The organism is Streptomyces sp. NPDC058326 (assembly GCF_042879855.1).
Classification (GTDB): domain Bacteria; phylum Actinomycetota; class Actinomycetes; order Streptomycetales; family Streptomycetaceae; genus Streptomyces.
Genome location: NZ_JBHVZO010000024.1, coordinates 69,659 through 82,575, shown reverse-complemented (window position 1 = coordinate 82,575; position 12,917 = coordinate 69,659). Strand labels below are relative to the sequence as shown.

Sequence of the window (12,917 nt, the reverse complement as noted above, 5' to 3'; positions counted from 1 at the left end):
GGTCTGTCGTACCGACCGCCGGATCAGGGCCCCGACAGTCCACGGGCGTACGCGGTCGGCGGCACCCCGATCGTCGTCGTGAAGTCCCGTACGAGATGGGCCTGATCGCTGTAGCCCAGCTCCGCCGCCAGCGCCGCCCAGTCCGGGGCGCCGTCCGCCGCCTCGGCGCGTTCCAGGGCCTCGTGGATGCGGTAGCGCAGGATCACCCATTTCGGGCCGACGCCGACATGGCTCGCGAAGAGACGCTGGAGGGAACGCGCCGAGAGGCCCGTCGTCGAGACCAGCCGGGACACCTTGCGGACCGACCGGTCCGCGCGGATCAGGTCCACGAGCTCCATGGCCCGGTCCGCGTCCCGGTCGGGAGCGGGGCCGTGGGCCAGGAGGAAGGTGTCGAGCGCCGCCACGCGCGCGTGGTCGGCGTCGGGGGAGAGGACGGCCGACAGCGGGCCGGGGTCCGTGGCCGGCCCCGGGAACACCTCCGTGAGGGGGACCCGGCGGCCCGTCCACGCCGACACCGGCCACGCGCGCGCGAAGGGGCGGAAGCCGCCGGGCCGGAACTGCACACCGCAGACCCGGCCCGCCTCCGTCAGCTTGTGGGTGAAGAGACCGAGCCCCACTCCGGCCACCTCGGCGGACGCCTCCGCGGCTGCCGGCGGGGCGCCGATCGCTCCGTACCGCTGGAAGACGATGTTCACCGACGGGTGCGGGACGACATGGCTCGCGTACGGCTCCGGCAGCTCCCAGTCGATCAGCCAGTAGTGCTCCAGATAGGGCCGCAGCTCCGGTGCCGGGGCGTGGCGGCGGAAGCGGACCCGGGAGAGCAGTTCGGCCGGGTCGACGATTCCCCGGGTGTCCCGGCGGGGAGCGGAGGCGGACATCCTCCGATGCTAGGGACTGCTCCGCGCGCCAGGGACCCCTCCGCGCCCTGGCGCGTTTCTTCAAGACCCCGGTGGGCATGCTCCGCCACCATCGGTGCCATGACGAACGAAGCCCCGCCCCGTGTCGGTGACCTGCTCCGTACCGCCGCCGCGCGGGCCACGCCCCTGGTCAGGGCCACCGCCGACGCCTCGCTCGGCGCGCCCACGCCCTGCGCCGAGTACGACGTGCGCGCTCTGCTCAACCACCTCTTCGACGTCGTCGTGAACTTCCGGGCACTCGCCGCCAAGCAGCCGGCCGACTTCTCCCGCACCCCCGACCGGCTCGCCGACGCGGACTGGCGTGACCACTTCGAGGCCGAGACCGGCAAGCTCGTCGAGGCGTGGTCGGCGCCCGGTGCCGAGGAAGGCACGTCCGGAGCCATGAGGCTGCCCGCGCGGACCGTCGGGTGCATGGTGCTGCTCGACCTGACCGTGCACGCCTGGGACCTGGCCCGCGCCACCGGGCGGAGCTTCGCGCCCGACCCCGCGGTGGTCGCGGGGCTCGTCGCGGAGGTGGAGGGGATGGCGCCCATGGCGCGGAGGATGAAGGTCTTCGGTGAGGCGGTCGACGTGCCCGCGGACGCCACCGCGTTCGAGCGGCTGCTCGCCACGACGGGACGCGATCCGCGAGCCCGGGTGGCCTGAAGCCCCAGGGCCTCGCCGCTCAGCGCGGGTGGCCCGGGGAGCCGGAGGAGAGCCGGGAGACGACCTGTCCGAAGGCATGCTCCTCCGCGGGTGTCAGCTCCACCGACTCCTGCGGGTGCCAGACGCGCTCCAGCGGCGTACGGGCCCGGTCGCGGGCCCGGGACCGCAGGCTCAGCGACAGCCACACCACCGTCGGGACGGCGAGCAGACACACGAGCGTGATCACACGGGGGTCGGAGAACCGGCCGGGCAAGGACATGGCTCACTCCAGGGGTGTGAGGACCGGCAGGCCGGGGCGAAGGGCAGCGGTTCGAGGCCCTCGGTCGCCGTGCGCGGCGCGCCCCGGCAGGTGACGCGCGGACACGACGGAATCGAAGATTCCTGCTACTTCCTCCCGATCTGTTCAGTTAACACCCCGTGGCGGGCTTTCGGCAGGGGGCCCGGGACCGAGGTCCCCGCCCGGCCGGGCCTCTCCCGCCCCGGCCGCCCGGCGGGGGCGGGAGGCCCTCTTGTGCGCGCCGGGGAACCGCTCCAAGGTGGCGGAAGAGGCACATTCCGGCCGGGGAGGGAGCAGCCGTATGTCCGGGGCGCAGCCATGGGGTTTCACGGACGACAGAGGTACGGAGCTGGGCGCGGCGCGTGTGCCGCGGCGGGTGATCGCGTACGTGCGGGCGGGGGCGGCCCTGTGCGACCTGGGCGTGACGCCGGTCGCCGTGTACGGCTCGGGGCACGACGGCCAGGTCCTCGACCCGGCCAAGGAGGGCGGGCTGCGGGCGGCCGGGGTGACCTACCTCGGGCCGGGGCGGAGCCTGGACGAGGCGCTGCTGCGGGAGCTGCGGCCGGACGTGATCGTCGACGTGACCTACGACGGGAAGAGCCCGTACGCGCTTGACGAGGCCGTCGCCGAACGGGCCGGGGTGCCGCTCGTCGCGCTCTCCGTCGGCAACGAGCTGAGGCTGCCGGCGATACTCGACCGCTTCGGCGCGCTGGCCGTCAGCCTGGGGGCCGTCCGGTCGGACGCCGGGGCGGATGCGGCGGGCTCCGCGGCCGGGCTCCGGGCCGCCGAGGACACGCTCCGGGAGGCCGCCGGCCGGAGCGGGCTCGCCGTGCTCGCCCTCTCCGGGGCCGGCCCGGACCAGGTGCACCTGGCACGGCCGCAGGCCTGGCCGGAGCTGGCGCGGCTCGCCGAGCTCGGGGTCCGCCTTGTCGAACCGGGGCCCGGGCCCGGCGCCAACTGGCTCACCACGGACTGGGGCCGCGCCACGGAACTCCGTCCCGGCCTGGTCCTCTTCGACGACCGCGGCCATGCCACGGCGCCGGACGAGGCTCTGTCCGGCGTCCCTTCCATGCCGTGGAACCCCGAGACCCCGCCGAGCCCGGCCGCGTACGCGCGCTTCTTCCGTGGCCTCGCCGAGGCGCTCGCTTCCTGAACGGCGGGCCGGCGGACGGCTCGGGCAAGCGAGTTGCCCATCCGGATCAGGTCGGCCTGCCCCAGCCCCGCCGCCCGCCGGTCAGGCCCGGGCCGCCGGTCCCCCGGCCGTCACGCCGGTGTCGCCGTCAGCCGGGTGCGGCGGAGGGAGTCGGCGAACTCCTCCGCTCGGGCGAGCTGGGCCCGCAGTTCGGCGACGCGTTCCGCCGCGGCCTGTTCGAAGCCGCGGACGCGGGCCAGGAGTGCGGCCCGCTCGTCCGGGTCGAGTTCCGTGTCCGTGCCCGCGCGCTCGGCGGCCAGCCGGTCCACGGCCGTGAGCAGTTCCCGGGTCTCGTCGAGGGTGAAGCCGAGCGGCTTCATCCGGCGGACCACCATCAGGCGGGACACGTCCGCGTCGGTGTAGAGCGGGAAGCCGCCCGGCGAGGCCGCGGACGGGACGACCAGGCCGCTGTCCTCGTACTGCCTGATCGTGCGCAGGGACAGTTCGGTGCGGGCGGCGACCTCGCCGATCTGCATCGGTTCGCCGGCCACTCGCAGGCCTCGTGCTTCTCGTACTCCGCTCACGCGTCAGGTCCTTCCTCGTCAGGGACTCCCGCCCGGCGCAGGGGCTCCTCGGGGCATACGGGCTCCCCGAGGGCACCATGTCCGCGCATTACATACCATTCGTCCTAACTTCAGCACTTATGAGTGCCGGAAGTGCGGCGAAACGCCTGCCCGGGGAGTTCGGGACGCGGGGGACGTCAGCTCACGGCCACACCAGGCAGTACGGCTGGTGGCCCGCCTCGTGGAGGCGGACGGAGAAGTCCTGCCACTCGTGGAGCAGCTGGTAGACGTCGAAGGCGTCGCGCGGACCGCCGCGGTCGGGGACCGTGGACCAGATGAAGGCGGCGGCGCCCACCGACTCCTCGCCGATCGCGCGGAGCGGGTCGACCACGGTCATCGGCAGTTTCACCACCGCGTAGTCGGGGTGCAGGACCACCAGCTCCAGCGGGGGCACCTTGTTCAGGGGCATGCCCTGGATGCCGGTCAGGACCATGGCCGCTATGGTCTCCGGCTTGATCTTGGTGAACATGCCGCCCATGCCGAGCTCGTCGCCGCCGAGCTCCTCCGGGCGCATCGAGATCGGGACCTGGGCCGCCGTCGCGCTGTTGGGCGCGCCGAAGTACTTGTACGTCACGCCCAAGCTCCGGCCCCCGGGAGCGGGAGGCGGTTCCGCAGCGGGGTCCGGGCTCGCCCGGCGCTCCGACGCGGTCGGGTCCTCGGCCCGCCGGCGCCGGTGCCTCCCCCGCCGGGCAGACTCCGGACCCAGGTCGTCCGTCCCCTCGCCCGGTCCGCCACCGCGATGCATATCTCCACCCGACTGCTTTTTCTCGGCAACACGACCCCGCCGCGCGACCCGATCATCGTGTCAGTGACCTCCCCCGCGTTCGTACGGTGAAACACCTGTCCGCAAGAACGCCGTGGCCTCTGACACCATGGATTCCGTGAGTCATCCCTATGAGGCCCCAGTTTCGCAGACGCGGAGGGGGAGCGCCCCGGCGTAACAGACAGGATGCTCACCGCCGTCCCTCCGTTCCCGATGTCGTGCCCGAAGTCGTTCTCGCAGGTCAGGATCACAGTGCCGTATTCATACGAAGCCCCAGTCTCACAGACGCTTTTCGACCGCGCTTCCCTCGTGACGCCCGGCGGCGTGAACTCACCGGTGCGTGCCTTCCGGGCCGTGGGCGGTACGCCCCGGTTCATGGTGTCCGGTTCCGGTCCGTACCTCACCGACGCGGACGGTCGGGAGTACGTCGACCTGGTGTGCTCGTGGGGACCGATGATCCTCGGCCACGCGCACCCCGAGGTCACCGCCGCGGTGCAGGCCGCGGTGGCCCGCGGCACCTCGTTCGGTACGCCCGGCGAGGGTGAGGTCGCGCTCGCCGAGGAGATCGTCGCGCGGATCGAGCCGGTCGAGCAGGTGCGTCTCGTCTCCTCCGGTACCGAGGCGACGATGTCCGCGATCCGGCTGGCCCGCGGGTTCACCGGGCGCGCCAAGGTCGTCAAGTTCGCGGGCTGCTACCACGGCCACGTGGACGCGCTGCTGGCCGCGGCGGGTTCCGGTGTCGCCACGCTCGGGCTGCCGGACACGCCCGGTGTGACGGGCGCCCAGGCCGGCGACACGATCGTGCTGCCCTACAACGACCTGGCCGCGGTGCGGGCCGCCTTCGCGGCGCACCCGGGCGAGATCGCCTGTGTCATCACCGAGGCCTCGCCCGGCAACATGGGTGTCGTGCCGCCGGTGGCGGGCTTCAACCAGGGCCTCGCGGACCTGTGCCGGGAGAACGGCGCGCTGTACATCTCCGACGAGGTGATGACCGGTTTCCGTACGTCGAAGGCCGGCTGGTACGGCGTCGACGGGGTGAAGGCCGATCTGCTCACCTTCGGCAAGGTCATGGGCGGCGGCTTCCCGGCCGCCGCGTTCGGTGGCCGTGCCGACGTCATGGGGCATCTGGCGCCGGCCGGGCCGGTCTACCAGGCGGGCACGCTCTCCGGTAACCCGATCGCGACCGCCGCCGGGCTCGCGCAGCTGCGGCTGCTCGACGACGCGGCGTACGAGAAGGTCGACGCGGTGTCGAAGGAGATCCAGGGGCTCGTCACCGGTGCCCTGGCCAAGGAGGGTGTCGCGCACCGGCTGCAGACCGCCTCCAACATGTTCTCGGTCTTCTTCACCTCCGACGAGGTGCGGAACTACGACGAGGCGAAGCAGCAGGAGGCCTTCCGCTTCAACGCCTTCTTCCACTCGATGCTGGCCGACGGCGTCTATCTGCCGCCGTCCGCCTTCGAGTCCTGGTTCGTGTCGGCCGCCCACGACGAGCGGGCGATCGAGCGGATCGCCGCCGCCCTGCCGGCCGCCGCGCGTGCCGCCGCGGAGGCGACGGCATGAGCCAGGTGAACGACAAGGCCGACGAGATCACCGTCGTCCATCTGATGCGGCACGGCGAGGTCCACAACCCCGACGGCGTGCTGTACGGGCGCCGTTCCGGCTACCACCTGTCCGAGCTCGGCCGGGAGATGGCGGACCGGGTCGCCGAGCACCTGGCCGGCCGGGACATCACGTACGTCGTCGCCTCCCCGCTGGAGCGGGCGCAGGAGACGGCGGAGCCGGTCGCCAAGTCGCACGGTCTGGACGTGGCGACCGACCCCCGTCTGGTCGAGGCGGCGAACGTCTTCGAGGGCAAGACCTTCGGTGTCGGCGACGGGGCGCTGCGGAAGCCGGGGAACTGGAAGCACCTGACCAACCCGTTCCAGCCGTCCTGGGGCGAGCCGTACATCGAGCAGGTCGTCCGGATGATGGGTGCGCTCGACGCGGCGAAGGACGCGGCTCGGGGGCACGAGGCGGTCTGCGTGAGCCATCAGCTGCCGATCTGGATCGTCCGCAGCTTCGTGGAGAAGCGGCGGCTCTGGCACGACCCGCGGCGGCGGCAGTGCACGCTGGCCTCGCTGACCTCGTTCACGTACCAGGGCGACAGGATCGTCTCGGTCGGGTACAGCGAGCCGGCGCTCGACCTCGTCCCCGTGCACCTCAGGGCGGGTGCGAAGCCGGCCAAGGGGAAGTCGAAGGCCTTCGGGGCGTAGGTCTCCGGGGCGCGGTGGCGCCGCACTGGACAGCGCGGCTGCGCAAGGTCCACAGTTCAGGGCGATCGGGTGGTGTTCATGCCAACCGGTCGCCCTGAAATTTTTGTGCTATTTCCCGGAACCTACGTGTTCGTCCCGGCATCTCACTCATTGTCGGTTTGGATGACGTTCAGGTCATACGTCAGCGCGAATGGGGATGTCATGCGCGGGATCAGTGGGATCAGTCGAAGGGGGCTGCTCGGGGCGGGCCTCGGCGCGGCGGCGGCGATGGGTGTGGCCGCGTGCAGCACCAACAACCAGGACAAGCCGGGACGTTCCGGACCCGGCAAGGGTGGAGACGTCTCGGCGGACCCGAGCACGGCCGCCCCGACCAAGGACGACGCCCGGCTCATCGGTGACGGTTCCACGGCCGACACCGGAAAGCAGCCGCATCAGCCCGACGCCCCCGTCCCGCTCGAACCCGGCCAGACCCCGCCTCAGTTCGTGATCTTCTCCTGGGACGGCGCCGGCGAGGTCGGCAACGGCCTCTTCCCGCGCTTCCTCGAAGTCGCCAAGAACCACGACGCGGCGATGACCTTCTTCCTCTCCGGGATCTACCTCCTCCCCGAGTCGAAGAAGAACCTCTACCGGCCGCCGAACAACCGCGTCGGCGCCTCCGACATCGGCTACCTCACCGACGACCACATCAAGGACACCCTGAAGTACGTCCGGCAGGCCTGGCTCGAAGGCCACGAGATCGGCACCCACTTCAACGGGCACTTCTGCGGCGGCTCCGGCTCCGTCGGCAACTGGACCCCCGCCCAGTGGCAGAGCGAGATCGACCAGGCGATGAAGTTCGTCACCGAGTGGAAGACGAACAGCGGCTGGACCGACCTCGACCCGCTGCCCTTCGACTACTCGAAGGAGCTTGTCGGAGGCCGTACGCCCTGCCTCCTCGGTCAGGACAACCTGCTCCCCACCGCCAAGCGGCTCGGCTGGCGTTACGACGCCAGCTCGCCCGGCGGCCGCCAGACCTGGCCCGTCAAGCGCCAGGGCATCTGGGACCTGCCGCTCCAGGCCGTGCCCTTCCCCGGGCACTCCTTCGAGGTCCTGTCCATGGACTACAACATCCTCGCCAACCAGTCGAAGAACACGACGAAGGGCATGCCCTCGCGCTACCCGGGCTGGCGCAAGCAGGCCACCGACGCCCTGCTCGGCGGCTTCACGCGCGCGTACGAGTCGAACCGCGCGCCCTTCTACGTCGGCAACCACTTCGAGCAGTGGAACGGCGGCATCTACATGGACGCCGTCGAGGACGCGCTCAAGGGAATGGCCGGGAAGAAGGACGTCCGGCTCGTCTCCTTCAAGCAGTTCGTCGACTGGCTCGACGTCCAGGACCCGAAGATCCTCGGGAAGCTGCGCTCACTGGACGTGGGACAGAAGCCCGCCGGCGGCTGGAACGCCTTCCTCAGGCCCGAGCCGGTCCCCACGTCCACCCCGAGCTAGAAACAGGCCCGTCGCTTAGGCGATCTTGACAAGGGGCTTTACGGGCACGTAGGGGGGTGCCCAAGATCCCCCAAACGCCCATGCGAAACTTTTCACATGAGCCTTAGCCGTGCCCCTCGACGCACCCTGCTCGCCGTCGGAGTGCTGACCGCCGCCCTCGCGCTCTCGGCCTGCGGCGGCGACAGCAACGGCAAGTCCGGCGGCGGTGGCAACACCAACTTCGTGACCAACACGGGCGGCATCTCCACCGCGGCCAAGGGGGAGCGCGCGTCCACCGGGAAGCTCGCGGGCGAGACCCTCGACGGCAAGCAGCTCGACGTCGCCGATCTCAAGGGCAAGGTCGTCGTCCTCAACGCCTGGGGCTCCTGGTGCAGCCCCTGCCGCGCCGAGGCCCCGCACTTCGCCAAGGTCGCCAAGGACCTCAAGGGCAAGGGCGTCGAGTTCGTCGGACTCAACACCCGCGACCCCAACAAGCAGCCCGCGCTCGCCTTCGAGGAGGACTACGGGGTCACCTACCCGAGCCTCTACGACCCGCAGGGCAAGCTCATCCTCTTCGGCTTCCCCAAGGGCACGCTCAGCCCGCAGTCCATCCCCTCCACCGTCGTCCTCGACAAGGAGGGCAAGATCGCGGCCCGTTCGCTCATGGCACTCAACGAGGAGAAGCTCCGGTCGATGATCGAGCCCCTCCTCAAGGAGAAGTGAGCCGGTGAACGAGACGGTCACCAGCGGAGCCCTGCTGCTCGCCCTGCCCCTCGCGGTCCTCGGCGGTCTGGTCTCCTTCTTCTCGCCGTGCGTCCTCCCGCTCGTCCCCGGCTACCTCAGTTACGTCACCGGGGTCACCGGCACCGACCTCGCCGAGAGCCGGCGCGGCCGGATGACGGCGGGGGCCGTCCTCTTCGTCCTCGGCTTCACCGCCGTGTTCGTGTCCGGCGGGGCGCTCTTCGGCTACTTCGGGTCGACCCTCCAGGAGTACCGAGAGACGCTCACCACGGTCCTCGGCGTGCTCATGATCCTCATGGGCGTCTTCTTCCTCGGCCTGATGCCCTGGTTCACCCAGCGCGAGTTCCGCTTCCACAGGAAGCCCGTCGCCGGCCTGGTCGGCGCCCCGCTCCTCGGGGCGCTCTTCGGCATCGGCTGGACGCCGTGCATCGGCCCGACGCTCGCCTCGGTCAACGCCCTCGCCCTGGAGCAGGCCAGCGCCGGGCGCGGCGCGATACTCGCCTTCGCCTACTGCCTCGGCCTCGGCGTACCGTTCGTGCTCGCCGCCGTAGCCTTCCGCAAGGCCCTCGGCGCGTTCGGATGGATGAAGAAGCACTATGTGTGGGTGATGCGGATCGGTGGCGGCATGATGATCGTCACCGGCGTCCTGCTCCTCACGGGCGCGTGGGACAGCATGGTCGCCACGATGCAGGGCTGGTCCAGCGGTTTCACGGTGGGGATCTGAGTTCCATGAGCAAGACCGAGACGAGCGAGACGCCGGAGCAGCGGGACAACGTCGGCAGCGCCGGGGCCCGGCTGTCGACCGCCCCCCGGGAAGAGACCGGCATCGGCGGCCCCACGCTCGGGGTCGTCGGCTGGATCCGCTGGTTCTGGCGACAGCTCACCTCCATGCGGGTCGCCCTGATCCTGCTCTTCCTGCTCTCCCTCGGCGCCGTCCCCGGCTCCCTCATCCCGCAGACCAGCGCGGACGAGCTGAAGGTCGCCGACTTCAAGAAGGCGCACGAGACCCTCACCCCGCTCTACGAGAAGCTCCAGTTCTTCGACGTCTACAGCTCGGTGTGGTTCTCCGCGATCTACATCCTGCTGTTCGTCTCCCTCATCGGCTGCATCGTGCCGCGCAGCTGGCAGTTCGTCGGCCAGCTCCGCAGCCGCCCGCCGGGCGCCCCCAAGCGCCTCGACCGCCTCCCCGCGTACACGACCTGGCGCACCGGGGCCGAGCCCGAGCAGGTCCACGAGGCCGCGCTCACCCTCCTCAAGGGACGCCGCTTCCGCGCCCACACGGCGGGCGACGCGATCGCCGCCGAGAAGGGCTATCTGCGCGAGGCCGGGAACCTGGCGTTCCACGTCGCCCTGATCGTGATGCTCGTCGCCTTCGCCTGGGGCCAGCTCTTCAAGTCCGAGGGCGGCAAACTGGTCGTCGAGGGCGACGGCTTCTCCAACACGCTCACCCAGTACGACGACTTCAAGTCCGGCTCCCAGTTCGGCATCGACGAGCTGGAGCCGTTCAGCTTCAAGCTCGACGCCTTCGACGGCACGTACGAGAAGAGCGGCCCCCAGCGCGGCACGCCCCGCACCTTCGAGGCGAAGGTCTCCTACTCGCAGGGCGGTACGGACAAGAAGGCCGTCATCCGGGTCAACGAGCCGCTCGAGGTGGGCGACTCCAAGGTCTATCTGATCGCCCACGGCTACGCGCCCGTCGTCACCGTCAAGGACGGCCGCGGCAAGACCGTCTTCCACGGTGCCGTGCCGCTGCTGCCCATCGACAACAACATCACGTCCACCGGCGCCATCAAGGTGATGGACGGCTACCGCGACAAGAAGGGCGAGAAGGAGCAGCTGGGCTTCCAGGCCTTCTTCGTGCCGACCTTCGCGGGCGCGGGTTCGGGCACGATGTTCTCGCAGTTCCCGGCGCTGGACTTCCCCGTGATGGCGCTCACCGGGTTCCACGGCGACCTGGGGGTCGACTCCGGTCTTCCGCAGAACGTGTACCAGCTCGACAAGTCCCACATGAAGCAGTTCACGGACGCGTCCCGCAACAAGCTCGCCAAGCGGCTGCTGCCCGGCGAGACCATGAGGCTCCCCGACGGCGCCGGCTCGATCACCTTCGAGAAGGACATCAAGGAGTGGGCGAGCTTCCAGATCTCGCAGCAGCCCGGCAACGGCCTCGCCCTCGCGGGCGCGATCGCCGCGATCGCCGGTCTGACCGGTTCGCTCTTCATCCAGCGGCGCCGGGTCTGGGTCCGGGCCGTCCGCGGTGAGGACGGCGTGACCGTCGTCGAGATGGCCGGGCTCGGCCGGAGCGAGTCCGCCAAGCTGCCGGAGGAGTTGGGCGATCTCGCGGTCGCGCTCACCGCGCAGGCGCCCCCCACCACGCAAGCCGATCCGGACGCCCTGCCGGAACCCGCGGAAGACCCCGCGGAAGACCCCGCCCCTTCTGGAGAGGCCGACAAGTGATCCTCGCCGCCACGACCAACGAGAGCCTGGCGCAGATGAGCGACCTGCTCATCTACTCCTCGATGGCCGTCTACACCCTGGCCTTCTTCGCCCATATCGCCGAGTGGGTCCTCGGCAGCCGCAGCAAGGTCGGCCGTACCGCCGCCGCCCTCACCGCGCGCCCCGCCACCGCCGCCGTGACGGTCCAGGTCAAGCAGAGCGGTGGCACCGCCGTCCTGGACAAGCCGAAGGTCGTCACCCGCGCCGCCGCCGGCACCCGTGACGTGCCGGACGGCCCCGGCGCCGCCGGCGGCACGGTCAAGGGCGACCTGTACGGCCGGATCGCCGTCTCGCTCACCGCCCTCGCCTTCCTGGTCGAGGCCTCGGGCGTGGTCTCCCGGGCGTTCGCCGTGCAGCGGGCCCCCTGGGGCAACATGTACGAGTTCTCCACCACCTTCTCCACGGTGGCGGTCGGCGCGTACCTCGGCTTCCTCGTCGCCAAGAAGAACGTGCGCTGGATCGGTCTGCCGCTCGTGACCACGGTCCTCCTCGACCTGGGCATGGCCACCACCTGGCTGAAGACCCCCAGTGACCAGCTGGTTCCCGCGCTCGACTCGTACTGGCTGTGGATCCACGTCTCCACCGCGATCTTCTGCGGCGCGGTCTTCTACCTCGGCGCGGTCGCCACCCTGCTGTACCTCTTCCGCGACTCGTACGAGAACAAGCTGGCGACCGGCGGGAACCCCGGCGCCTTCGCGCGCTCGGTCATGGAGCGGCTGCCCTCCGCGGCCTCCCTCGACAAGTTCTCCTACCGGGTCAACGCGGCCATCTTCCCGCTCTGGACGTTCACGATCATCGCGGGCGCGATCTGGGCCGGCGACGCGTGGGGCCGCTACTGGGGCTGGGACGCCAAGGAGGTCTGGTCCTTCATCACCTGGGTCGGTTACGCCGCGTACCTCCACGCGCGCGCGACGGCCGGCTGGAAGGGCCGGAAGGCCGCGTACATCGCGCTCATCGCCTTCGCCTGCTTCCTCTTCAACTACTACGGCGTCAACATCTTCGTGACCAGCAAGCACTCGTACGCGGGCGTCTGAGCTCGCGGGTGAGGGGGCCCGGGGCCACGCTTGAGACATGAGCGAGATACCCCGGGGCAGGAGCGAGACCCACGACGGGGACACGCACCTGCTGCGGTTCGTCGTCGAGCTTCCCCATCCGCTGCCCGAGGTCTGGGCGGCGGTCGCCTCCCCCGAGGGGCTGCCGGGCTGGCTCGGTGAGGCGGACCCGCTGGAACCCCGGCTCGGCGGCCGGGTCACCCTCCGCCGGCTCGACGCCGACACCGAGGTCTCGGGGCGGGTGACCGCCTGGGATCCCGACTACGTCGCCGAGTACACGGTCGAACCGACGACCCTCGGACGGATCCGGTTCCATCTGGAGCAGGGGCCCTCCGGGGGCGGCGGGTCGACCGTGCTGCGTTTCACCAACGAGGTGCGGGGGTCGCGGGAGTACCGCCTCGACTGTCTGGCCAGGTGGCACGATCACTTCGAGCTGCTCGCCGAGGCGCTCGACGGCCGCCCGACGGACTGGCGGGAGTGGACGCCCGAGCGGTGGCGGCACCTGCGGGAGCTGTACGAGCGGGAGGCAGCGCCCTGGCCGAAGTGGGAGCCCTGACA

Annotated in this window: 14 protein-coding genes; 10 read left to right on the top strand and 4 right to left on the bottom strand. The window is 71.0% G+C overall.

Going from position 1 to position 12,917, the window contains the following annotated elements; translation table 11 throughout:
* Positions 1-23: 23 nt before the first annotated feature.
* A complete protein-coding gene (locus tag ACFVYX_RS32155) occupies positions 24-878 on the bottom strand; it encodes a DUF6597 domain-containing transcriptional factor (RefSeq protein WP_389685013.1) in 855 nt (284 codons plus the stop codon).
* A gap of 99 nt (positions 879-977) precedes the next feature.
* Between ACFVYX_RS32155 and ACFVYX_RS32150 the strand changes: the two genes are divergently transcribed.
* On the top strand, positions 978-1,562 hold the full coding sequence (locus tag ACFVYX_RS32150) for a TIGR03086 family metal-binding protein (protein ID WP_389685012.1): 585 nt from the start codon (positions 978-980) through the stop codon (positions 1,560-1,562).
* A gap of 19 nt (positions 1,563-1,581) precedes the next feature.
* On the opposite strand, the gene ACFVYX_RS32145 is transcribed toward ACFVYX_RS32150, so the two are convergent.
* A complete protein-coding gene (locus ACFVYX_RS32145) occupies positions 1,582-1,821 on the bottom strand; it encodes a hypothetical protein (protein ID WP_389685011.1) in 240 nt (79 codons plus the stop codon).
* Positions 1,822-2,140: 319 nt separating this feature from the next.
* Between ACFVYX_RS32145 and ACFVYX_RS32140 the strand changes: the two genes are divergently transcribed.
* Positions 2,141-2,992, top strand: a complete 852-nt coding sequence (locus ACFVYX_RS32140) for an ABC transporter substrate-binding protein (protein WP_389685010.1) — start codon at positions 2,141-2,143, stop codon at positions 2,990-2,992.
* A 110-nt stretch (positions 2,993-3,102) separates the two neighbouring features.
* Here the strand turns inward: ACFVYX_RS32140 and ACFVYX_RS32135 are convergent, their stop codons facing one another.
* Complete coding sequence (locus ACFVYX_RS32135) at positions 3,103-3,522, bottom strand: MerR family transcriptional regulator (protein ID WP_389685042.1); 420 nt, start codon at positions 3,520-3,522, stop codon at positions 3,103-3,105.
* Positions 3,523-3,736: 214 nt separating this feature from the next.
* Entirely contained in the window at positions 3,737-4,339 is a 603-nt protein-coding gene (locus ACFVYX_RS32130; RefSeq protein ID WP_389685009.1) for a hypothetical protein, read from the bottom strand.
* A 231-nt stretch (positions 4,340-4,570) separates the two neighbouring features.
* On the opposite strand from ACFVYX_RS32130, the gene hemL reads away from it, so the two are divergent.
* The 8 genes from hemL to ACFVYX_RS32090 all read left to right on the top strand — a co-directional run bounded on the left by hemL (position 4,571) and on the right by ACFVYX_RS32090 (position 12,915).
* Positions 4,571-5,917 carry a glutamate-1-semialdehyde 2,1-aminomutase gene (hemL, locus tag ACFVYX_RS32125; RefSeq protein ID WP_389685041.1) on the top strand — a complete coding sequence of 449 codons (1,347 nt, stop codon included), beginning with the start codon at positions 4,571-4,573 and terminating at the stop codon, positions 5,915-5,917.
* Positions 5,914-6,609, top strand: coding sequence for a histidine phosphatase family protein (locus ACFVYX_RS32120; RefSeq protein WP_389685008.1), 696 nt, complete (start codon positions 5,914-5,916; stop codon positions 6,607-6,609). Before hemL ends, ACFVYX_RS32120 begins: the two co-directional genes overlap by 4 nt.
* 201 nt (positions 6,610-6,810) lie before the next feature.
* Positions 6,811-8,094: a hypothetical protein gene (locus ACFVYX_RS32115; RefSeq protein WP_389685007.1), complete on the top strand. Its 1,284-nt coding sequence runs from the start codon at positions 6,811-6,813 to the stop codon at positions 8,092-8,094.
* Between the two features lie 96 nt (positions 8,095-8,190).
* Positions 8,191-8,796, top strand: coding sequence for a TlpA family protein disulfide reductase (locus ACFVYX_RS32110; RefSeq protein ID WP_389685006.1), 606 nt, complete (start codon positions 8,191-8,193; stop codon positions 8,794-8,796).
* 4 nt (positions 8,797-8,800) lie between these two features.
* Entirely contained in the window at positions 8,801-9,538 is a 738-nt protein-coding gene (locus ACFVYX_RS32105; protein ID WP_389685005.1) for a cytochrome c biogenesis CcdA family protein, read from the top strand.
* A 5-nt stretch (positions 9,539-9,543) separates the two neighbouring features.
* On the top strand, positions 9,544-11,268 hold the full coding sequence (locus ACFVYX_RS32100; protein ID WP_389685004.1) for a cytochrome c biogenesis protein ResB: 1,725 nt from the start codon (positions 9,544-9,546) through the stop codon (positions 11,266-11,268).
* On the top strand, positions 11,265-12,341 hold the full coding sequence (gene ccsB, locus ACFVYX_RS32095) for a c-type cytochrome biogenesis protein CcsB (RefSeq protein WP_389685003.1): 1,077 nt from the start codon (positions 11,265-11,267) through the stop codon (positions 12,339-12,341). Before ACFVYX_RS32100 ends, ccsB begins: the two co-directional genes overlap by 4 nt.
* A gap of 37 nt (positions 12,342-12,378) precedes the next feature.
* Positions 12,379-12,915, top strand: a complete 537-nt coding sequence (locus tag ACFVYX_RS32090; RefSeq protein ID WP_389685002.1) for an SRPBCC domain-containing protein — start codon at positions 12,379-12,381, stop codon at positions 12,913-12,915.
* The last annotated feature ends 2 nt before the right edge of the window (positions 12,916-12,917 follow it).